18 protein-coding genes and 1 riboswitch are annotated in these 20,576 nt (G+C 71.3%); of the genes, 9 read left to right on the top strand and 9 right to left on the bottom strand.

Annotated features, from left to right (window positions below):
• Positions 1–133: 133 nt before the first annotated feature.
• Together ACIRBY_RS08900 and ACIRBY_RS08895 are read right to left on the bottom strand one after the other, a co-directional pair.
• Positions 134–1,603: a sensor histidine kinase gene (locus tag ACIRBY_RS08900; protein ID WP_403898054.1), complete on the bottom strand. Its 1,470-nt coding sequence runs from the start codon at positions 1,601–1,603 to the stop codon at positions 134–136.
• 409 nt (positions 1,604–2,012) lie between these two features.
• Entirely contained in the window at positions 2,013–2,651 is a 639-nt protein-coding gene (locus ACIRBY_RS08895; protein ID WP_403898051.1) for a TetR/AcrR family transcriptional regulator, read from the bottom strand.
• An 86-nt stretch (positions 2,652–2,737) separates the two neighbouring features.
• Here ACIRBY_RS08895 and ACIRBY_RS08890 point away from each other — a divergent pair, with 86 nt between their 5' ends.
• Positions 2,738–3,499 carry an SDR family oxidoreductase gene (locus ACIRBY_RS08890; protein WP_403898048.1) on the top strand — a complete coding sequence of 254 codons (762 nt, stop codon included), beginning with the start codon at positions 2,738–2,740 and terminating at the stop codon, positions 3,497–3,499.
• A 159-nt stretch (positions 3,500–3,658) separates the two neighbouring features.
• The gene (nagB, locus tag ACIRBY_RS08885; protein WP_403898045.1) at positions 3,659–4,444 is read left to right on the top strand and encodes a glucosamine-6-phosphate deaminase; all 786 of its coding nucleotides are present in this window, start codon (positions 3,659–3,661) and stop codon (positions 4,442–4,444) included.
• 65 nt (positions 4,445–4,509) lie between these two features.
• Here nagB and ACIRBY_RS08880 read toward each other — a convergent pair whose 3' ends face one another.
• The 4 genes from ACIRBY_RS08880 to ACIRBY_RS08865 form a co-directional block, all read right to left on the bottom strand.
• Positions 4,510–5,994 (bottom strand): glycoside hydrolase family 3 protein, encoded by a 1,485-nt coding sequence (locus ACIRBY_RS08880; RefSeq protein WP_403898042.1) that lies wholly within the window; start codon positions 5,992–5,994, stop codon positions 4,510–4,512.
• A 5-nt stretch (positions 5,995–5,999) separates the two neighbouring features.
• Positions 6,000–6,836, bottom strand: coding sequence for a carbohydrate ABC transporter permease (locus ACIRBY_RS08875; protein ID WP_403898270.1), 837 nt, complete (start codon positions 6,834–6,836; stop codon positions 6,000–6,002).
• Between the two features lie 35 nt (positions 6,837–6,871).
• A complete protein-coding gene (locus tag ACIRBY_RS08870; RefSeq protein WP_403898038.1) occupies positions 6,872–7,891 on the bottom strand; it encodes a carbohydrate ABC transporter permease in 1,020 nt (339 codons plus the stop codon).
• A 129-nt stretch (positions 7,892–8,020) separates the two neighbouring features.
• Positions 8,021–9,307 carry an extracellular solute-binding protein gene (locus ACIRBY_RS08865; RefSeq protein WP_403898035.1) on the bottom strand — a complete coding sequence of 429 codons (1,287 nt, stop codon included), beginning with the start codon at positions 9,305–9,307 and terminating at the stop codon, positions 8,021–8,023.
• Between the two features lie 297 nt (positions 9,308–9,604).
• On the opposite strand from ACIRBY_RS08865, the gene ACIRBY_RS08860 reads away from it, so the two are divergent.
• From ACIRBY_RS08860 to ACIRBY_RS08835, 6 genes are all read left to right on the top strand, one after another.
• Positions 9,605–10,369 (top strand): GntR family transcriptional regulator, encoded by a 765-nt coding sequence (locus tag ACIRBY_RS08860; protein WP_045945891.1) that lies wholly within the window; start codon positions 9,605–9,607, stop codon positions 10,367–10,369.
• 129 nt (positions 10,370–10,498) lie between these two features.
• Entirely contained in the window at positions 10,499–12,700 is a 2,202-nt protein-coding gene (locus ACIRBY_RS08855) for a carbon starvation CstA family protein (RefSeq protein WP_403898266.1), read from the top strand.
• Positions 12,697–12,897 (top strand): CstA-like transporter-associated (seleno)protein, encoded by a 201-nt coding sequence (locus tag ACIRBY_RS08850; RefSeq protein ID WP_403898032.1) that lies wholly within the window; start codon positions 12,697–12,699, stop codon positions 12,895–12,897. The genes ACIRBY_RS08855 and ACIRBY_RS08850 overlap by 4 nt, the downstream gene beginning before the upstream one ends.
• Before the next feature lie 224 nt (positions 12,898–13,121).
• Positions 13,122–13,619 (top strand): GNAT family N-acetyltransferase, encoded by a 498-nt coding sequence (locus ACIRBY_RS08845; RefSeq protein ID WP_403898029.1) that lies wholly within the window; start codon positions 13,122–13,124, stop codon positions 13,617–13,619.
• 55 nt (positions 13,620–13,674) lie between these two features.
• Positions 13,675–13,809, top strand: a riboswitch (cobalamin riboswitch).
• A gap of 145 nt (positions 13,810–13,954) precedes the next feature.
• Entirely contained in the window at positions 13,955–16,348 is a 2,394-nt protein-coding gene (locus ACIRBY_RS08840; protein ID WP_403898026.1) for a ribonucleoside-diphosphate reductase subunit alpha, read from the top strand.
• Positions 16,348–17,364, top strand: a complete 1,017-nt coding sequence (locus ACIRBY_RS08835) for a ribonucleotide-diphosphate reductase subunit beta (protein ID WP_185117181.1) — start codon at positions 16,348–16,350, stop codon at positions 17,362–17,364. The genes ACIRBY_RS08840 and ACIRBY_RS08835 overlap by 1 nt, the downstream gene beginning before the upstream one ends.
• Here the strand turns inward: ACIRBY_RS08835 and ACIRBY_RS08830 are convergent.
• Entirely contained in the window at positions 17,361–17,615 is a 255-nt protein-coding gene (locus ACIRBY_RS08830) for a hypothetical protein (RefSeq protein ID WP_403898022.1), read from the bottom strand. The two genes, ACIRBY_RS08835 and ACIRBY_RS08830, sit on opposite strands and share 4 nt — an antisense overlap.
• Positions 17,616–17,696: 81 nt before the next feature.
• Here ACIRBY_RS08830 and ACIRBY_RS08825 point away from each other — a divergent pair, with 81 nt between their 5' ends.
• Positions 17,697–18,665 carry a helix-turn-helix domain-containing protein gene (locus ACIRBY_RS08825; protein ID WP_403898019.1) on the top strand — a complete coding sequence of 323 codons (969 nt, stop codon included), beginning with the start codon at positions 17,697–17,699 and terminating at the stop codon, positions 18,663–18,665.
• Between the two features lie 194 nt (positions 18,666–18,859).
• Here the strand turns inward: ACIRBY_RS08825 and def are convergent, their stop codons facing one another.
• Entirely contained in the window at positions 18,860–19,495 is a 636-nt protein-coding gene (gene def / locus ACIRBY_RS08820) for a peptide deformylase (RefSeq protein WP_403898016.1), read from the bottom strand.
• Positions 19,496–19,553: 58 nt separating this feature from the next.
• Entirely contained in the window at positions 19,554–20,549 is a 996-nt protein-coding gene (locus ACIRBY_RS08815) for a tetratricopeptide repeat protein (protein WP_403898015.1), read from the bottom strand.
• Positions 20,550–20,576: the final 27 nt, after the last annotated feature.

Genomic DNA, 20,576 nt, shown 5'->3' with positions numbered 1-20,576 from the left:
TTTCGAGCCTCGACGCGCAGCGCGTAGTACCCGTATAGCGCTCAGCAACGTGCTCTTGAGCCCCGGACCGATCACCATTCGGCCCGGGGCTCAGTGCTTTTCCCGTCACGTTGGGTGACGGGCGGGCAGGCTGCTACTTCTGCGAGCTGACCGGGACGTCGAGGACCACCTTGGTGCCGCGCGGCTCCGCGCGGACCATGTCGAAGGTCCCGCCGAGCTCCCCCTCCACGAGGGTCCGGACGATCTGGAGCCCGAGGTTGCCGGCCTTCTGCGGGTCGAAGCCCTCGGGCAGCCCGGAGCCGTCGTCGAGGATCGTGATCAGCAGCCGGCCGTCGGCGCGGCCCGATCCGCTGCGGGCGGCGGTCACCTCCACGGTGCCGCCCTCCCCCTGGGTGAAGGCGTGCTCCAGGGCGTTCTGCAGGATCTCGGTCAGCACCATCGACAGCGGCGTGGCCACCTCGGCGTCCAGGATCCCGAACCGCCCGATGCGCCGGCACCGCACCTTCCCGGGCGAGATCTCGGCGACCATCGCGATCACGCGGTCGGCGATCTCGTCGAACTCGACGCGCTCGTCGAGGTTCTGGGAGAGGGTCTCGTGCACGATCGCGATCGAACCGACGCGCCGCACCGCCTCGTTGAGCGCCTCCCGCCCGCTCTCCGAATCCATCCGGCGGGCCTGGAGCCGCAGGAGCGCGGCCACCGTCTGGAGGTTGTTCTTCACCCGGTGGTGGATCTCCCGGATGGTGGCGTCCTTGGTGATCAGTTCACGTTCGCGACGGCGCAGTTCGGTGACGTCGCGGCAGAGGACCAGGGAGCCGATCCGGGTGCCCTTGGGCTTGAGCGGGATCGCGCGGAGCTGGATGACCCCGCCGTTGCCCTCGACCTCGGTCTCGCGCGGGGCCCAGCCGCTGGCGAGCTTGGCGAGCGCCTCGTCCACCGGCCCCCGGGACGGGGCGAGTTCGGCGGTGGTGGTGCCCAGGTGCTGGCCGACCAGATCGGCGGCGAGGCCCAGCCGGTGGTAGGCGGAGAGGGCGTTGGGGGACGCGTACGTCACCACGCCGTCGGCGTCGAGGCGCATCAGGCCGTCGCCGACGCGCGGGGAGGCGTCCATGTCGACCTGCTGGCCGGGGAAGGGGAAGGAGCCCGCGGCGATCATCTGCGCGAGGTCCGAGGCGGACTGGAGGTAGGTCAGCTCCAGCCGGCTCGGTGTACGCACAGTGAGCAGGTTGGTGTTGCGCGCGATCACGCCCAGGACCCGGCCCTCGCGGCGGACGGGGATCGACTCGACGCGGACCGGCACCTCCTCGCGCCACTCCGGGTCGCCCTCGCGCACGATCCGGCCCTCGTCGAGGGCGGCGTCGAGCAGGGGGCGGCGGCCGCGCGGCACGAGGTGGCCGACCATGTCGTCCTGGTAGGAGGTCGGGCCGGTGTTCGGCCGCATCTGCGCGACGGAGACGTAGCGGGTGCCGTCCAGGGTGGGGACCCAGAGCACGAGGTCCGCGAAGGAGAGGTCGGAGAGCAGCTGCCACTCCGAGACCAGCAGGTGCAGCCACTCCAGGTCGGTTTCACCGAGAGCGGTGTGCTGGCGTACGAGATCGTTCATGGAGGGCACCTTGCGAGCGTACCCCGGGTACGAGGATGACTTTCCCCACGACGGGTACTCGGGAGTATCCAGGAAGGGCACACTCCGCGTACTGTTGGAGGAAGTGACGGGCCAGTAGGTCCGCGCTTTGGATGGACAGGACAGATTGGTCTAGTCCACAATTGCCTCACGCTTCCGCCCTCCCCGCACAGGAGGACGGATCGAGGTGGCCGCGCGTTCTGCCCTGACCGCGCAGGCACCTCCAACCGGCCGCCGGGAACCGCACACCTGACGGCCGTAAGTACTCCGGGCTACGGTGCAAGACGGGTTGAGGGTCCCGTCCTGCACCGTGGCCCAGAGGAAATCCCCGGCGCGGTGCGCGGGGAATCGCGGTGCGGACCCCGCCCGGTGGCCACACCCCGGGCCTTTTCTATTCCGGCCGGGATCCGGGCCGGAATTCCGGGTCCGCCTCCGGCCGCCCGGGCCAGGCCAGCAGCGCCCGCTCCGCCACGGCCTCCAGCTCCTCCCGCGTCGCCCCGTCGCACGACTGCTGGCTCATCCCCTGGAGCACCGCGCCGGCGTAGCGGGCCAGCGTCCGCGCGTCCGTGCCGGCGGGCAGCTCCCCGCTCGCGACATCGGCCCTGATCCGGCTCTCGAACATCGCCAGACCGACGTTGCGGCGCTCGCGCAGGGCCTCGGCCACCTCCTTCGAGGTGGTGTTGGCGGCCGCGCTGATCACCATGCAGCCCGGCGGGTGGGCCGGGTCGGTGTAGATCTCCGCCGCCTCGTACAGGATCCGGGCCACGGCGGCGCGGGCGGTGGGCTCCTCGCGCAGCGCCACGCCCGCGAAGTCCCCGTAGCGGCTGCCGTAGACCGCCACCGCCTCGTCGAAGAGCCTGCGCTTGTCGCCGAAGGCCGCATAGAGGCTGGGCGCGCCGATGCCCAGGGTGCGCGTCAGGTCGGAGATGGACGTGGCTTCGTAGCCGTGCTCCCAGAAGGTCAGCATCGCCTTGTCGAGGGCGGCGTCCCGGTCGAAGGAGCGGGGCCTGCCGCGCTGTCCTGTCACCATGCGGACGATTCTATAGCGGTCGCTAGGGAATCTGGTACGGTCCCTTTCTGTAGCGACCACTATCGAATGACGGAGGGGGGCGCGTCATGGGCGTGCTCAAGGGGAAGACGGCTCTGGTCACGGGCGGCAGCCGGGGCATCGGACGGGCCGTCGCGGAGCGGCTGGCACGGGACGGGGCCCTGGTCGCCGTGCACTACGGGCACAACGCGGCGGCGGCCGCGGAGACCGTCGCGGCCATCGAGGCGGCGGGCGGGCGCGCCTTCGCGATCGGGGCGGAGCTCGGGGTCCCGGGGGACGCGCAGGCCCTGTGGGCCGCGTACGGGGCCCACCCCGCGCACACCGAGCGGGTGGACGTCCTGGTGAACAACGCCGGGGCGGCCGTCTTCGCGGGCATCGGGGAGACCGACGAGGAGACTTTCCAGCGGGTCCAGGCGCTCAACGCCCAGGCGCCCTTCTTCGTGATCCGGCACGGTCTGGACCGGCTCTCGGACGGGGGGCGGATCGTCAACGTGACCGGCACCCCGGACATCGCGCTGCCGGCGATCCTCGCCACGATCATGGCCAAGGGGGCGGTGAACGCACTGACGGTCTCCCTGGCCGCCGCCCTCGCGCCGCGCGGGATCACGGTCAACTCGGTGGGCCCCGGCATCACGGAGACCGACCTGAACGCGGCCTGGCTGGCCGATCCGGCGGCCCGGGCGCACGCCGCCTCGCGGTCCGTCTTCGGCCGGGTGGGCACGGCGGAGGAGGTGGCCGACGTGGTGGCCTTCCTGGCCTCGCCGGATTCGCGCTGGGTCACCGGCCAGCACCTGGACGCGACGGGCGGGCTCCAGCTCGCCCTCCTGTAGCCCCCGCCCCCGCCCCCGCCCCCACCCCACACCGGGCGGGGCGGGGCGGACGGGACGAGCATGGAAGGGGGGCGGAGTACCGCCATCCGGGGGGCACTCTCTGCTAGATTGGTCTATACCACCAGCCCACCCCCTCCCACTCAGATCGGCAGGTCCCGCGTGGAAGTTGTCATCGTCCCGGACGCCAAGGCAGGCGGCGAGCTCATCGCGGAGGCCATGGCCGCCCTGGTCCGCCGCAAGCCCGACGCCCTGCTGGGCGTGGCGACCGGCTCTACCCCGCTGCCCGTCTACGAGGCCCTCGCCGCCAAGGTCCGGGCCGGCGAGGTCGACGCCTCCCGGGCCCGGGTCTGCCAGCTCGACGAGTACGTCGGCCTGCCGGCCGGGCACCCGGAGTCCTACCGCGCGGTCGTGCTCCGCGAGGTGGTCGAGCCCCTGGGCCTGACCGAGGACTCCTTCATGGGCCCCGACGGCTCCGCCGCCGACGTCCACGCGGCCTGCGAGGCCTACGACCAGGCCCTCGCCGACGCGGGCGGGGTGGACCTCCAGCTGCTGGGGATCGGCACCGACGGGCACATCGGCTTCAACGAGCCCTGCTCCTCGCTGGCCTCCCGCACCCGCATCAAGACGCTGACGGAGCAGACCCGCGTCGACAACGCGCGCTTCTTCGAGGACGACATGGAGCAGGTGCCGCACCACGTCATCACCCAGGGCATCGGCACCATCCTCGACGCCCGCCACCTGGTCCTGCTGGCCACCGGCGAGGGCAAGGCCGAGGCGGTCGCCCAGACCGTCGAGGGCCCGCTGTCCGCGCTGGTCCCGGCCTCCGCGCTCCAGCTGCACCGGCACGCGACCGTCGTGGTGGACGAGGCGGCCGCCTCGAAGCTGAAGCTGGCCGACTACTTCCGCCACGCCTACGCGAACAAGCCCTCCTGGCAGGGTCTGTAGGAACGGCACGCGGAAGGGCCGGGCCCCCCTCCTCGGGGGCCCGGCCCTTCCGCGTGCCCGGTGGACTACCGCAGGCCGGCGATGACCTCGGCGGCGGCCCGCCCGCAGACGCGGGAGGCGCCGTGCGTGGCGACGTACAGCGCCCCGCGCGGCTCGGCGCGCGGTACGCCCATCTCCACCACCACGGTGTCCGGCCGCGCGGCGACCAGCGCGTCCAGCGCCTCGGTCATCCACGGGTGGCGGTGCGCGTCGCGGACGACCGCGACGACCGTGCGGTCCCCCGCGGCCGCCAGCACGTCCCCGGCGGCCGAACCCTCGGGGTAGACGCCCGAGGCGGTCCCCGGGACCAGGGCGGCCAGCTCCGCGGCCACCCCCCAGGGCGTCTCGTCGCCGACCGCGATGTTCGCGACGGGCGCGAGCGTGGCGACGTACGGGGCGGCCACGGGAGCCCGTCCGCCCGACACGGCCAGCGCGCGGCGGGCCGCCTCCAGGCCGATGCCGGACGCGCGGCTCCCCTCCGGCTGCGCGTCCGGCCGGGCCTGCCGGGCCCATCCGGCGAGGGCGCGCACCCGGTCGGCGGCGTCGGCGAGCCGCTCCTCGGGCAGCGCGCCCTCGCGTACCGCGGCGACCAGCGCGTCGCGCAGACGCAGCACGGTCGCCTCGTCGGCGAGGCCCCCGCCGACGCAGATGGCGTCGGCGCCGGCCGCGATGGCGAGCACCGAGCCGCGCTCGATGCCGTACGTCCCGGCGATGGCGTTCATCTCCATGCCGTCGGTGACGATGAGGCCCTCGTAGCCGAGTTCCTTGCGCAGCAGACCGGTGAGGATCTGCGGGCTGAGGGTGGCGGGCCGGGTCGGGTCGAGGGCGGACACCAGGATGTGGGCGCTCATGACGGCCAGGGTGCCGGCCTCGATGGCCGCCTTGAAGGGGACCAGCTCGCGGGCGTGGAGGGTGTCCAGGTCCACGTCGATGCGGGGCAGCGCGTGGTGCGAGTCGACGTTGGTGTCGCCGTGGCCCGGGAAGTGCTTGGTGCAGGCGGCGACCCCGGCGGCCTGGAGGCCCTCGACGTACGCGGCCGTGTGCCGGGCGGCGAGCCGGGTGTCGGCACCGAAGGAGCGCACGCCGATGACCGGGTTGTCGGGGTTGGAGTTGACGTCGGCGGACGGGGCCCAGTTGAGGTTGACCCCGCACTCGGCGAGGCGGCGGCCGAGCTCGCGGGCGACCTCGCGGGTGAGCTCCGTGTCGTCGACGGCGCCGAGCGCCAGGTTGCCGGGGAAGGACGAGCCGCCGCGGACCTCCAGGCGGGTGACGTCGCCGCCCTCCTCGTCGATGGCGACGAGGACGTCGTCCCGCTCGCGGCGCAGCTGTGCGGTGAGCGAGGCGAGCTGCCCGGGCGAGGCGATGTTGCGGCCGAAGAGGCCGACGGCGGTGAGCCCCTCGCCGACCTGGCGCAGCAGCCAGGAGGGGGCGGTGGTGCCCTCGAAGCCGGGCTGGAGGACCGCGAGGGCGTCGCGGGTCAGAGTGTCCGTGTGGTGCGCAAGGATGGTCACGGCCGCTATCCCTTCACGGCCCCGGCGGTCATGCCGCCGACGGCCTTGCGCTGGAGGAAGACGAAGATCACCAGGACGGGGATCGCGAAGATCGAGGACGCGGCCATGGTGGCGCCCCAGTCGTTGCCGAAGGCGGTCTTGAACTGGGTCAGCCACAGCGGCAGGGTCTGGGCGGTCTTGTCCTTGTTGAGGATCAGGACCATCGCGAACTCGTTCCAGGCGGTGATGAAGCCGAAGAGCGAGGTGGACATCAGGCCGGGTGCCAGAAGCGGGAAGATCACCTTGCGGAAGGCCTGGCCGCGGGTGCAGCCGTCGATCTGCGCGGCCTCCTCCAGGGTGACCGGGACGGCGGCGATGAAGCCGCGCAGGGTCCAGATGGTGAAGGGGAGGACCATCACGAAGTAGATCGCGGTGAGCACGCCGATGCTGTTCAGCATCTCGGCGTCGCGGACGATCATGTACATCGCGATGACCATGACCTCCCAGGGGGCCATCTGGGCCATCATCACGCCCAGGACGAGGCCCTTGCGGCCCCGGAACTTCATCCGGGCGATGGCGAAGCTCGCGGCGAGGGCCACCAGCAGGGCCAGCAGGACGGCGCCGACGGTGACGACGAGGCTGTTGGTGACGTAGGTCCAGAAGTTCTCGACGCCGGTGGCCTTGGTGAAGTTGTCCAGCGTCGGGGTGAAGACGAAGACCGGGTCCTTGGTGAGGATCTCGCTGTTCGGCTTGAGGGCCGAGGAGAACATCCAGTAGACCGGGAAGACGAAGACCAGGGCCAGGAGCAGCGCGCCGAGGTTCTTGGCGACGGTCGCGGGGCGCAGCGGCGCGCGGGTGCGCAGCTGCTGGGCGGGCTTGTCCGGGGCGGTGGTGGTGCTCACTGCTCCTCCTCCTGCTTCAGGATCAGGCGGAAGTAGAAGGACATGACGACCAGCAGGATCAGGATCGTCAGGACGGAGATCGCGGCGGCGAGGCCGTAGTGGAACTGGCTCTGGCCCTCCACGTAGGCGAAGACCGGGAGGATCTCGGAGGCGCGGTCCGGGCCGCCCTTGTTCATCGCGTAGACCTGGGTGAAGGCCTTGAAGACCCAGATCACCTCGAGGAACGTGGTGACCAGGAAGAAGGGCTTCAGGTTGGGGAAGACGACCTTCCAGAAGGTCTGCCAGCCGTTGGCCCCGTCCATGCGGGCGGCCTCGTACAGCTCGGCGCCGACGGTGGTGAGGCCGGCGTACATGTTGAGGGCGACGAAGGGGATGGAGCCCCAGACCACCAGGAGGGTGACGATCGTCAGGGTGGACAGGCCGGTCTCGAACCAGTTGTGCTGCTCGTAGCCGGAGAAGCCGAGCGTGCGCATGACCCAGTTCATGACGCCGAACTGCTCGTCGAACAGCCAGTAGAAGACCTGGACCGAGGCGACGATGGGCATGGCCCAGGCCATCACCAGCGCCATCGACAGGACCAGGCGCATCCACTTGCCGAGCCGGTTGAGCAGGATGCCGATGAGGCTGCCGATCACCATGATCAGCACGACGTTGGCGAAGGTGAAGGCGAAGCTGCGGACGACGACGGTCCAGAAGCCGGAGTCGCCCAGCAGCTGGGTGTAGTTGGCGAGTCCCGCGAAGGGGTACTTCCGCTGGATGAACTCGATCTTGTTGATGTCCTGGAAGGACAGGACCACGTTCTTGATCAGCGGGTACAGCAGCAGGAGTGCCATGGCGGCCACGGCCGGCAGCACCAGCAGGTACGGAAGCCACCCCGAGGGGAGCGGCTTTCCGCCCCCGCGAGGAGGGGCGGGACGGGGGCCGGCCGCGGGGCTGGGCGCCTTCGGCCGTCCGGCGGACTTCTGTGGTGCGTCCTGTGGAGCGCTGGTCGTCGCTCCCTGGGAGTGCACGGTCATGGCTTGGCTTCCTCGCGGTTGACTGTGGAGTCAAATGCGCGACCGGGGGCGCGGCAGGCGGCCGGGGCCTGCCGCACCCCCCGGTGCGTTCACACTGCTGGGTCGTGCGGGTACTGCGGGGTGCGGCGGCTACTTGTTGATGCGGTTCGCGATTTCCTTGTCCGCGTCCGCGCCCGCCTTGGCGGCGTCCTCACCCTTCAGGACCTTGGTCATGAACTCCTTGACGGGGTTCGGCTCGGTCTCGACGTTCGCCCAGCCCGCGGTCACCGGGGTGATCTTGCCGTTGAGGCCGGCCTTGGCCATGGCCTCGGCGAAGGAGCCGGCGGCGGGGGTGAAGTTGGCGCCGACCTGGTTGGGCAGCAGCGCGCCCTTGACCTCGGCGGCGTACTTGGTCATCTGGTCCTTGCCGGTGGCCAGGGCCAGCCACTCCTTGGCGAGCTCCTTGTTCTTGGAGCGCTCGGCCACGGCGAGGTTCGAGCCGCCGAGGAAGACGGTGCCGGACTTGTCGGCCGTCTTGCCCGGGATCGGGAAGTAGCCGAAGTCGGCGTCCTTGCCCGCGTCCTTCAGGGCCTTCTCGGCACCGCCGGCCTCCCAGCCGAGGCCGATCCAGGAGGAGACGCCGCCCTTGGGGACGATGTCGGTGGACTGCTGCGGGGTGGCCTCGTCCTTGTCCTTGGGGGCCGTGGAGTAGGACTGGAGCTTCTTGTAGAAGTCCATCGCGGCGGCGGCCTGCGGGGTGGCGAGCTGGCCCTTCCACTTGCCGCCGTCCTTGACGGCGAGGTCGCCGCCCTCGTCCCAGATGAAGCCGGCGAGGATGTACCAGCTCTGGCCGGGGAGGTAGATCGGCTGGGCGGAGGGGTCGGACGCCTTCAGCTTCTCCAGGCCGGCGATCCACTCGTCGCGGGTCTTCGGCGGGGTGACGCCGGCCTTCTCGTAGGCCTTCTTGTCGTAGACGACCACGCGGTTGGCGGCGTACCAGGGGGCGGAGTAGAGCTTGCCGTCGACCTCGGCGGAGGCGAGCATGCTCTTCTGCCAGGCGTCGGCGCCGAGCTGGGCCTTGTCCTTGGTGAGGTCGGCGAGGCCGCCGGTGACCGCGTAGCCGGCGGTCTGCGTGTTGCCGAGTTCGAGGACGTCCGGCGGGGTGTCCTCGGAGAGGGCCGTGGTGACCTTCTCCTGGATGCCCGTCCACTTCTGCTCCTCGACCTTCACCGTCACACCGGGGTGCTTGGCCGAGAACTCCTTGTTGACCTGCTCGATCCAGGCCTTCGGGGCGGATCCGTCCATCACCCAGACGGTGATCTCCTTGGCGCCACCCGACGCGTCGGACTTCGGCTTGTCGTCGCCGCCGTTGCCGCACGCGGCGACACCGACCATCATGCCCACGACACCGACCGCCGCAATGAGCTTGCGCTTCACGCCACCCTCCTCAGGGATGCTGCTGCTGTGCACCTTCCCTCGCCCGCCGCGGTGACGTACGTACCGAGTACTGCCCGTGGGGCCGGGATCTGATCCATATTGGTGTAGACCAGTACCGGGAGCTTGGCCTAGACCTTTAGGGGTGTCAAGGGTCTAATGAGCGGGTGCTCGGTCCGTTATCGGACCGACACCTGGGGGAGGGAGGAGGCCTGTCCTCCCGCCCGTGTCACCATGTGACCGCACATATCGGAGGAGCCGGTGACGGCAGCGAAACTGGAGTCGGGAAGGCGGGCGGCGATGTCCACCGAAGGGGCGACCACGGAGCCGGAGGGCGGGCCAGCCACTCGAACGGCGCGTGTGCCCAAGTACTACCGACTCAAGCGGCACTTGCTCGACATGACCGAAACCCTGCCCCCCGGCACCCCGGTGCCGCCGGAGCGGACGCTCGCCGCCGAGTTCGACACCTCCCGGACCACCGTCCGGCAGGCCCTCCAGGAGCTCGTGGTCGAGGGCCGGCTGGAACGCATCCAGGGCAAGGGCACCTTCGTCGCCAAGCCCAAGGTCTCCCAGCCGCTGCAACTCTCCTCCTACACCGAGGACATGCGGGCGCAGGGCCTGGAGCCGACCTCCCAGCTCCTGGACATCGGCTACGTGACCGCCGACGACACCCTCGCCGGACTGCTCAAGATCGCCACCGGCGGGCGGGTGCTGCGCATCGAGCGGCTGCGCCTGGCCAGCGGCGAGCCGATGGCCATCGAGACCACGCACCTGTCGGCCAAGCGCTTCCCCGCGCTGCGCCGCTCGCTGGCGAAGTACACCTCCCTCTACACCGCCCTGGCCGAGGTGTACGACGTCCGCCTCGCGGAGGCCGAGGAGACCATCGAGACCTCCCTCGCCACCCCGCGCGAGGCCGGGCTGCTCGGCACCGACGTGGGCCTGCCGATGCTGATGCTCTCGCGGCACTCGCTGGACGCCGACGGCGAACCGGTCGAATGGGTGCGATCGGTATATCGCGGCGACCGTTACAAGTTCGTTGCCCGTCTCCAGCGACCTGCCGTGTGATCACCTGTTGACTCTCCTTCGAACCCCGGTGGACGCTCGTACCGCTATGCGGACGGGGGCTTACGTCCACCGGTAACCCCCCGTAGATTCCGTGCGCTTACGCAGATGATCAACGAGGGGACGAGGATCATGCCGGAACCGGGAGCAACAGGGACACAGCGGACGCCGGCGGCGAGAGCCACCCCCCGGTCGATCGCCGTATGGGTGGCCGTGGCCCTCGTGGGGGCCGTCGGCTGGGGCGTGCTGGCGCTCTCGCGCGGTGAGGAGATCTCGGCGGCCTGGCTGCTCGCCGCCGCGCTGGGCTCGTACGCCATCGGCTACCGCTTCTACGCGCGGTTCATCGCGAACCGCGTGCTGAAGCTGGACAAGACCCGCGCGACCCCCGCCGAACGCCTCGACAACGGCGTCGACTTCCACCCCACCGACCGGCGCGTGCTCTTCGGCCACCACTTCGCCGCCGTCGCCGGCGCCGGCCCGCTCGTCGGCCCGGTGCTCGCCGCCCAGATGGGCTATCTGCCGGGCACCATCTGGATCGTCGCGGGCGTCATCTTCGCCGGCGCCGTCCAGGACATGGTGACGCTGTTCTTCTCCACCCGGCGCGACGGCCGCTCGCTCGGCCAGATGGCCCGGGACGAGATCGGCCCCGTCGGCGGCGCCGCCGCGCTGCTCGCCGTGTTCACCATCATGATCATCCTGCTGGCGGTGCTCGGCCTGGTCATCGTCAACGCCCTGGGGCACTCCCCCTGGGGCGTCTTCTCCATCGGCATGACCATCCCGATCGCCCTCTTCATGGGCGTCTACCTCCGCTACCTGCGGCCGGGCCGGGTCACCGAGGTCTCCGTCGTCGGCGTCGCGCTGCTGCTCCTCGCGATCGTGGCGGGCGGCTGGGTCGCCGAGTCCTCCTGGGCGGACTTCTTCACCCTGGACAAGGAGACCCTGGTCCTCTGGATGATCGGGTACGGCTTCTTCGCCTCGGTCCTCCCGGTGTGGCTGCTGCTCGCCCCGCGCGACTACCTGTCCACCTTCATGAAGGTCGGCACGATCGCCCTGATGGCGGTCGGCGTGGTCGTCGCGATGCCGACGCTGAAGATGCCGGCGGTGACGGACTTCGCCACGCGCGGCGACGGCCCGGTCTTCGCGGGCTCGATGTTCCCCTTCGTCTTCATCACGATCGCCTGCGGCGCCCTGTCGGGCTTCCACTCGCTGGTCGCCTCGGGCACCACCCCGAAGATGATCCAGAAGGAGACCCAGATCCGGGTCGTCGGCTACGGCGCGATGCTCACCGAGTCCTTCGTCGCCGTCATGGCCGTGATCGCCGCGTGCATCATCGAGCCCGGCCTGTTCTTCGGCGTCAACTCCCCCGCCGGGGTCATCGGCACCACCGTCCAGAGCGCCTCGGCGGCGGTCGGCCACTTCGGCTTCGCCATCTCCCCCGACGCCCTCGCGCAGGCCGCCAAGGACGTGGAGGAGGCCACCCTGCTGTCCCGGACGGGCGGCGCGCCGACGTTCGCGCTCGGAATGTCGGAGATCTTCTCCGCCGTGGTCGGCGGGTCCGGGATGAAGGCGTTCTGGTACCACTTCGCCATCATGTTCGAGGCCCTGTTCATCCTGACGACGGTGGACGCGGGCACCCGCGTGGGCCGCTTCATGCTCCAGGACACCCTGGGCAACGTGCACAAGTCCTTCAAGGACGTCAGCTGGAAGCCGGGCGTCTGGCTGGCCAGCGCGGTCGTCGTCGGCGGCTGGGGCTACTTCCTGTGGGTCGGCGTCAAGGACCCGCTGGGCGGCATCAACCAGCTCTTCCCGCTGTTCGGTATCGCGAACCAGCTGCTCGCGGCGGTCGCGCTGGCCGTGTGCACCACACTGCTCGTCAAGTCGGGCCGGCTCAAGTGGGCCTGGGTCACGGGCGTTCCGCTCGCGTGGGACGTGGCCGTCACCCTGACGGCGAGCTACCAGAAGGTCTTCTCGGAGGACGTGAAGATCGGCTTCTTCGCGCAGCGCGACAAGTACCAGACCGGCATCGACGCCGGAAAGGTGCTGCCGCCCGCCAAGAACATGGACGAGATGCACACCGTGGTCACCAACGCCACGGTCGACGGGGTGCTCTCGGCCCTCTTCGCCGTCCTGATCGTCATCGTCCTGCTGGACGCGGCCCGCACCTGCTTCAAGGCCGTGGCCGACCCGGGCTCCGTCCGCCTCTCCGAGGTGCCGTGGACCGAGTCGAAGATCATCGCCCCGGCCGGGCTGATCGCGACGGCCGAGGAGAAGGCCGAACTCGCGGCGGCCGGCCTCGACGGGGGCGGCGGCCGCGTGAAGGACCCGGTCGGATGAGCGGCGCGGTCCGCGGGGCGCTGGCGAAGGCGCGGTACTACGTCCGGGAGTTCTCCGGCGAGGCCGCCTACGACCACTACGTCGCCCACGCCCGCTCCCACGACCCCGAGGCCGAGGTCCTGACCCGCCGCGCCTTCGAACGCGCCCGCACCGACGCCCGCGAAGCGGACCCCCGCGAGGGCTTCCGCTGCTGCTGAGCGCATGACAGGGCCCCGCCGCCTCCGACCGGAGACGGCGGGGCCCTTCGGCTTCCTCGGCGCACCCGGTCCTTGAGGGCCTCGGTCCGCAGGGTGATGCCGACCGGTTCGGGGAGGGCGATGTCCGTCCCGTACGGCGCCAGAGCCCGGGCCGGTGCTGCATACGGATCCGCGTGAGCCGCTCGATGATCAGCCCCTGGTCTCCGTCCGGCACACTCGGCGGCATGGACTTCGAGATCAGGACGGCGCGGGAAGACGAGTACGCGCGCCTCGGCGAGATCACCGGGCGGGCCTACAGCGGTGACGGGCTGCTCGACCTCGACGAGGACGACCGCTACCTGAACGTGCTCCGCGACGTCGCCGGGCGGGCCGGGGACGGGGACGTGCTCGCCGCCGTGCGGGACGGGCAGGTGCTCGGCGGCGTGACCTTCGCCGCACCCGGGAGCCGGCTCGCGGACATCGCCGGGCCGCACGACGCCGAATTCCGGATGCTCGCGGTCGCCGCCGGGGCCCGCGGGCAGGGGGTCGGGGAGGCCCTCGTACGGGCCTGCGCGGAGCGGGCCCGGGCCCTGGAAGGGGTCACCGCGCTGGTGCTGTCCACCCAGCCCGCCATGCGCGGGGCCCAGCGGATCTACGCCCGGCTCGGCTTCGTCCGCACGCCCGAACGCGACTGGTCGCCCGTACCGGAAGTCCCCCTGCTCACGTACCGACTGGAGCTGTGACGACACGCTCCGCATGCACCCGACACAACATGTGGGGGCTACCGCATCAGGTCGCCCCCACATGTATGCTCATGGCTGCTGCCGCCGCAGGGGAATCCGGTGGGAATCCGGAACTGTCCCGCAACGGTGTGACGTACGCCGAACGGTGTATCCGCGAGTCCGAAGACCTGCCGGCAGTGCCCCCGGATCGACCGAGCCGGGGTGTCGATTCGTCCGGGCCTCGCGGTTGGGCCGGTGGACGCCACGCGGTGGTGAGCGCTCTCGTGCGCGCGCCCGCGTGCGCCCGCTCGCGCCCGCTCCGCCGATGACCGGGCCGAGTGAGGGAGAGCTCCCCCGTGACCATCGCGCCCGCCGCACCGCGCGCCGAGTCCGACCACCCCGAAGCCGAAGGTCCCGGGGCCGCGCTGCTGCGCACCCTCACCGAGCTCACGGCCGACCTCCCCGACACCGACCCCGGCCGGGTCGCCGCCGCCGCCCTGCGCGGCCGCAGCGCCGCCGCCGACGAGGCCGAGCTGCGCGGACTCGCCACCGAGGCCGCGGCCGGCCTGATCTCCGAGGACCCGGCCTACTCCCGCCTCGCCGCCCGCCTGCTGACCCTGGCCGTCGCCGACGAGGCCGCCGGCCAGGGCTCCACCTCCTTCGCCGAGTCCGTAGCCGTCGGCCACCGCGAGGGCCTGATCGCCGACCGCACCGCCGAGTTCGTCGCCGCCCACGCCGCCCGCCTGGACTCCCTCGTCGAGCTCGCGCTCGCCGAGGGCGCGGACGACCGCTTCGGCTTCTTCGGCCTGCGCACCCTGCACAGCCGCTACCTGCTGCGCCACCCGCTGACCCGTCAGGTGATCGAGACCCCGCAGTACTTCATGCTGCGCGTGGCCTGCGGCCTCGCCGAGGACGACAGCATCCGCGCGGTCGAGGAAGTGGCCTCGCTGTACCGCCTGATGAGCCGCCTCGACTACCTGCCGTCCTCCCCGACGCTGTTCAACTCCGGTACGCGCCACCCGCAGATGTCCTCCTGCTACCTCCTCGACTCCCCCCTGGACGAGCTGGACTCCATCTACGACCGCTACCACCAGGTCGCCCGCCTCTCGAAGCACGCCGGCGGCATCGGCCTCTCCTACTCCCGCATCCGCGCCCGCGGCTCGCTGATCCGCGGCACCAACGGCCACTCCAACGGCATCGTCCCGTTCCTGAAGACCCTCGACGCCTCCGTCGCCGCCGTGAACCAGGGCGGCCGCCGCAAGGGCGCCGCCGCCGTCTACCTGGAGACCTGGCACGCCGACATCGAGGAGTTCCTGGAGCTCCGCGACAACACCGGCGAGGACCAGCGCCGCACGCACAACCTCAACCTCGCCCACTGGATCCCGGACGAGTTCATGCGCCGCGTGAACGCCGACGCCGAGTGGTCGCTGTTCTCCCCGTCCGACGTCCCCGAGCTGGTGGACCTGTACGGCGACGAGTTCGACGCCGCCTACGTCAAGGCCGAGGCCTCCGGGCTCGCCAAGAAGACCATGCCGGCCCGCGACCTGTACGGCCGCATGATGCGCACCCTCGCCCAGACCGGCCAGGGCTGGATGACCTTCAAGGACGCCTCCAACCGGACGGCGAACCAGACCGCGCTGCCCGGCACGGTGGTCCACTCCTCCAACCTCTGCACCGAGATCATCGAGGTCACCAACGACGGCGAGACGGCCGTCTGCAACCTCGGCTCCGTCAACCTCGGCGCGTTCGTCGTCGACGGCGAGATGGACTGGGAGCGCCTGGACGAGACCGTCCGCACCGCCGTGACCTTCCTCGACCGCGTCGTCGACATCAACTTCTACCCGACCGAGCAGGCCGGCCGCTCCAACGCCAAGTGGCGTCCGGTGGGCCTGGGCGCGATGGGCCTCCAGGACGTCTTCTTCAAGCTGCGCCTGCCCTTCGACTCCGCCGCGGCGAAGGCCCTCTCCACGAAGATCTCCGAGCGCATCATGCTCGCCGCGTACGAAGCGTCGTGCGACCTCGCCGAGCGCAGCGGCCCGCTCCCGGCCTGGGCCGAGACCCGCACCGCCCAGGGCGTGCTGCACCCGGACCACTACGAGACCGAGCGCCACTGGCCCGAGCGCTGGGACGCCCTGCGCGCCCGGGTCGCGAAGTCCGGCATGCGCAACTCGCTGCTCCTCGCGATCGCCCCGACGGCGACGATCGCCTCGATCGCCGGCGTGTACGAGTGCATCGAGCCGCAGGTCTCCAACCTCTTCAAGCGCGAGACCCTCAGCGGTGAGTTCCTCCAGGTCAACGGCTACCTGGTCGAGGACCTGAAGAAGCTGGGCGTGTGGGACGCGCAGACCCGCGAAGCGCTGCGCGACTCCTCCGGCTCCGTCCAGGGCTTCGGCTGGATCCCCGAGGAGGTCCGCGAGCTGTACCGCACGGCGTGGGAGATCCCGCAGCGCGGCCTGATCGACATGGCGGCGGCCCGTACGCCGTACCTGGACCAGAGCCAGTCGCTGAACCTGTTCCTGGAGACGCCCACCATCGGCAAGCTCAGCTCGATGTACGCGTACGCCTGGAAGCAGGGCCTGAAGACCACGTACTACCTGCGCTCGCGCCCGGCGACGAAGATCGCCCGCGCGGCCTCCGGCGCCGCCGTACCGGCCGCCGCCTCCACCCCCGCCCAGCTGCCGCAGGCCATGGACGCCGAGGCGCTGGCCTGCTCCCTTGAGAACCCCGAGTCCTGCGAGGCCTGCCAGTAATGAGCTCCACCGAGAAGAAGAACCTCCTCGACCCGGGCTTCGAGCTCACGCTCCGCCCGATGCGCTACCCGGACTTCTACGAGCGCTACCGGGACGCGATCAAGAACACCTGGACGGTGGAGGAGGTCGACCTCCACTCCGACGTCGCCGACCTCGCGAAGCTGACGCCGGCCGAGCAGCACATGATCGGCCGCCTGGTCGCGTTCTTCGCGACGGGCGACTCGATCGTGGCGAACAACCTGGTCCTGACGCTGTACAAGCACATCAACTCCCCGGAGGCGCGCCTGTACCTGTCGCGCCAGCTGTTCGAGGAGGCCGTGCACGTCCAGTTCTACCTGACGCTGCTCGACACCTACCTGCCCGACCCGGACGACCGCGCGGCCGCCTTCGCGGCCGTGGAGAACATCCCGTCGATCCGCGAGAAGGCGCAGTTCTGCTTCAAGTGGATGGACTCGGTCGAGAAGATCGACCAGCTGGAGACGGCCGCCGACCGCCGCCGCTTCCTGCTGAACCTGATCTGCTTCGCCGCCTGCATCGAGGGCCTGTTCTTCTACGGCGCCTTCGCGTACGTGTACTGGTTCCGCTCGCGCGGCCTGCTGCACGGCCTGGCGACGGGCACCAACTGGGTCTTCCGCGACGAGACCATGCACATGAACTTCGCCTTCGAGGTCGTGGACACGGTCCGCAAGGAGGAGCCGGAGCTCTTCGACGACGCCCTCCAGCAGCAGGTCACCGACATGCTGAAGGAGGCCGTGGAGGCGGAGCTCCAGTTCGGCCGCGACCTGTGCGGTGACGGCCTGCCGGGCATGAACACCGACTCGATGCGCGAGTACCTGGAGTGCGTCGCCGACCAGCGCCTGGTCCGCCTCGGCTTCCCGCCGGTGTACGGCTCGCAGAACCCGTTCTCGTTCATGGAGCTCCAGGGCGTCCAGGAGCTGACGAACTTCTTCGAGCGCCGCCCGTCGGCCTACCAGGTGGCCGTCGAGGGCACCGTCGACCTGGACGAGGACTTCTAGTCCGAGCAGCGACGATCTCCACGCGCCCCCTCCCGGACCTTGAGGTCCGGGAGGGGGCGTCGTCGTCCGTCGGCGGGGACGGCGACGGGGGCGGCCGGCTTCAGGGTCACCTCCACGAGCCCCGGATCGAACGCGCCCGCGGCCCTGAGCTGACGGTCGACGCGTCGGTCGTGGAGGGCGCCGTGGAAGGAGGGGGCGAGGAGGAGGGCGGCGACGGCGAGGACGGTGAGGTAGTCGAGGAACGTGTTCATGACTCCAAGATCGCCGGGGCGGTGGACACCGGACAGTGGCAGGACTGTCATGGAAGGGCGAATTACTGCCACACTGGCTCCATGCTGAAGAACGTGGCCGTGGCCCTCGTCGACGGTGTGGCCCCCTTCGAGTTCGGAATCTTCTGCGAGGTCTTCGGGATCGACCGGAGCGAGCAGGGGCTGCCGGTGTACGACTTCGCGGTGTGCGCGGCCGAGGAAGGGCCGCTGACCATGGCGGACGTCGGCTTCGCGATCGCGCCGGCGCACGGGCTGGAGCGGCTGGAGGAGGCCGATCTGATCTGTCTGCCCGCCGACCGCGCCGCGCCGGTGCGGGACTATCCCGAGCCCTTCCTCGACGCCCTGCGCCGGGCCGTGGACCGCGGGGCCCGGGTGCTCAGCGTGTGCAGCGGGGCCTTCGTGCTCGGTGCGGCCGGGCTGCTGGACGGGCGGCGCTGCACCACCCACTGGATGCACGCCCCGGCGCTGGTCCGCCGCTATCCGGCCGCCCGGGTCGACCCGGACGTGCTCTACGTCGACGAGGGGCCGGTGGTCACCGCCGCCGGGACGGCCTCGGGCATCGACGCCTGCCTGCACGTGGTCCGCCAGGCGCACGGCGCCGAGGTCGCCAACACCATCGCCCGGCGGATGGTCGTACCGCCCCACCGGGACGGCGGCCAGGCCCAGTTCATCCGGCGGCCGCTCCCGCGCACCGGCTGTGACGCGGTCGGCGAGGTGATCGGCTGGATGGCCCGCCATCTGGACGAGGAGATCACCGTCGAGCAGCTGGCGGAGCGGGCCCACATGTCGCCCCGCACCTTCGCCCGCCGCTTCCTCCAGGAGACGGGGACCACCCCGTACCAGTGGGTGCTGCGCCAGCGGGTGCTGCTGGCGCAGGAGTTGCTGGAGTCCACCGACGACACGGTCGACGCCGTCGCGGGCCGCAGCGGCTTCGGGAACGCGGCGGCCCTGCGCCACCACTTCCTGCGGACCCTGGGCACCACGCCGAACGCCTTCCGACGGGCCTTCCGCGGTCCGCGCGCGGTGGCCTGACAGGAAGCAACGGCCGGTAATCGTGCATGACTTGACATTCAGGGCGCGGATGCCTGGCCGCCGCCCGCCGGCGGTGGTGTGATCCGGGTACGCCGTACCGCGCGACCCACGCGGAGGAACCCCCCACAGGCGAAGGCCCCGCTCCGGAGCGTTCCGGAGCGGGGCCTTCGTGCGGCTGCGGGGCGCGGCCGGGGTCAGTCGTTGGCGACGACGGGGTAGCGCGGGGTGTTCTCCGCCATCTGGCGCAGCGCGTCCTTGCGGTCGCGCTTCGAGAGGCGGTCGATGTACAGGTAGCCGTACAGGTGGTCGGTCTCGTGCTGGAGGCAGCGGGCGAAGTAGCCGGTGCCGCGGACCTTGATCGGGTTGCCCCGGGCGTCCTGGCCGGTGACCTCGGCGTAGTCCGGGCGGGGCAGGGAGGCGTAGGCGGTGGGGACGGAGAGGCAGCCCTCGTTGGAGTCGTCCAGGACGCGGGAGCCGGCCGGGAGCTCGACGAGCCGGGGGTTGACCACGACGCCGGTGTGGCGGACGCCGTCGTCGTCCGGGCAGTCGTAGACGAAGACCTTGGCGTCCACGCCGATCTGGTTGGCGGCCAGGCCCACGCCCTCGGCGGTCTTCTGGCTGGCGAACATGTCGTCGATCAGCTGCGCCAGCTCGTCGCCGAACTCGGTGACGTCCTTGCACTCGCGGTGCAGGACCGGGTTGCCGACGACCGTGATCGGGCGGGACGTACCGCGCTCGCGGTGGGCGAGCTCGCGCGCCTCACAGTCCTCGGTGTCCACGACCCAGCCCTCGTCGTCGATCGGGGTCACCTGGTTCTCCTGCTGCGCCATGTCCGCCGTACGCCTTCCCTCAAGTCCGTGGTGTGCCCGTACAGCCTACGGCCCGGGGTCAGCAGACTTCTTCGAGATCCCGCCACTCCCGGCTGTCGGGGCTGTCCGCGACCCAGCCGTCGAGCAGTCCGCGCACCAGGCCGGCCGGGGCCGCGATGCCGCATTCGCGCTCGGGCACCCACAGCGAGCCGGATCCGGCCGTGCGGTGGCCCAGCGGGCCGGGGTGGCCGGGTTCGCTGTGGTCGTGCGGGTCGAGGTGGTCGCCGGCGCCCTCGCCGCTGGGCATCGAGCTCTCCGAACAGGTCCGGCACAGGAGCCGTACCGACGAGGACCAGTCCTCGGCGGCGAAGCCCGCGTCCGAGGCGAGCTGCTCCAGGGCGTCGCGGTCGGCCTCGGTGGCCGCCTCCAGGAGCACCACCCAGGTCGGCACCGGGGAGGGCGCCCACAGCTCGATCTCGTCGAAGACGGGGTACGAGGGCCCGGCCGCGGTGACCCGCTCGCCGTGCGGGACCCCGTCGTGCAGGACGACCTCGCCCCAGCGCCGTCCCGAGGAGGGCAGCGGGATGGACAGGACCTCCATGCGGGCTGGATCGAGCCTGCGGCCCCATACGACCTCGGCCTCGCCCTCGGGCGACAGCCGTACGGCCGCGCTGCCGAGCTCCATGCCCACCGGTTCACCCGACCCGGCCGTGCTGTGCGGGTCCCCGGGCACCTTGAGCCCGTACGCCTGCCAGGCCCGGCGGGCCAGCGGCCAGTCCTGGAGCGCGGTCGCGGCGATGCCGACGTTCCACCAGTCCGGGGCGCCGGCCTCGCGGTCCAGCAGGGCGACGGCGCGCAGGCCGGCGGCCCGCGCCTGCTCCCAGTCGTGCCGGAACTTGTGGAGGAGGGCCAGGTTGAACCAGGACTCGGACAGCCAGGGCTCCAGGTCCGCCGCCCTGGTCAGCAGTGCACCCGCGTCCTCGTACCGACCGTCGCCGATCAGCGTGAACGCGCGGTCGGTGGCCTGCCGCCACGAGGCGGAGGGCCGATGCCGTACCTTCCCGAAGATCCTCACGATTCCCGCCTGCCGCTCCAACGGTTC

It is taken from the genome of Streptomyces sp. NPDC096136, assembly GCF_044763325.1.
Lineage (GTDB): Bacteria > Actinomycetota > Actinomycetes > Streptomycetales > Streptomycetaceae > Streptomyces.
The sequence above is the reverse complement of the archived record's forward strand: the minus strand, read 5'-3'. Positions and strand labels throughout refer to the sequence as shown.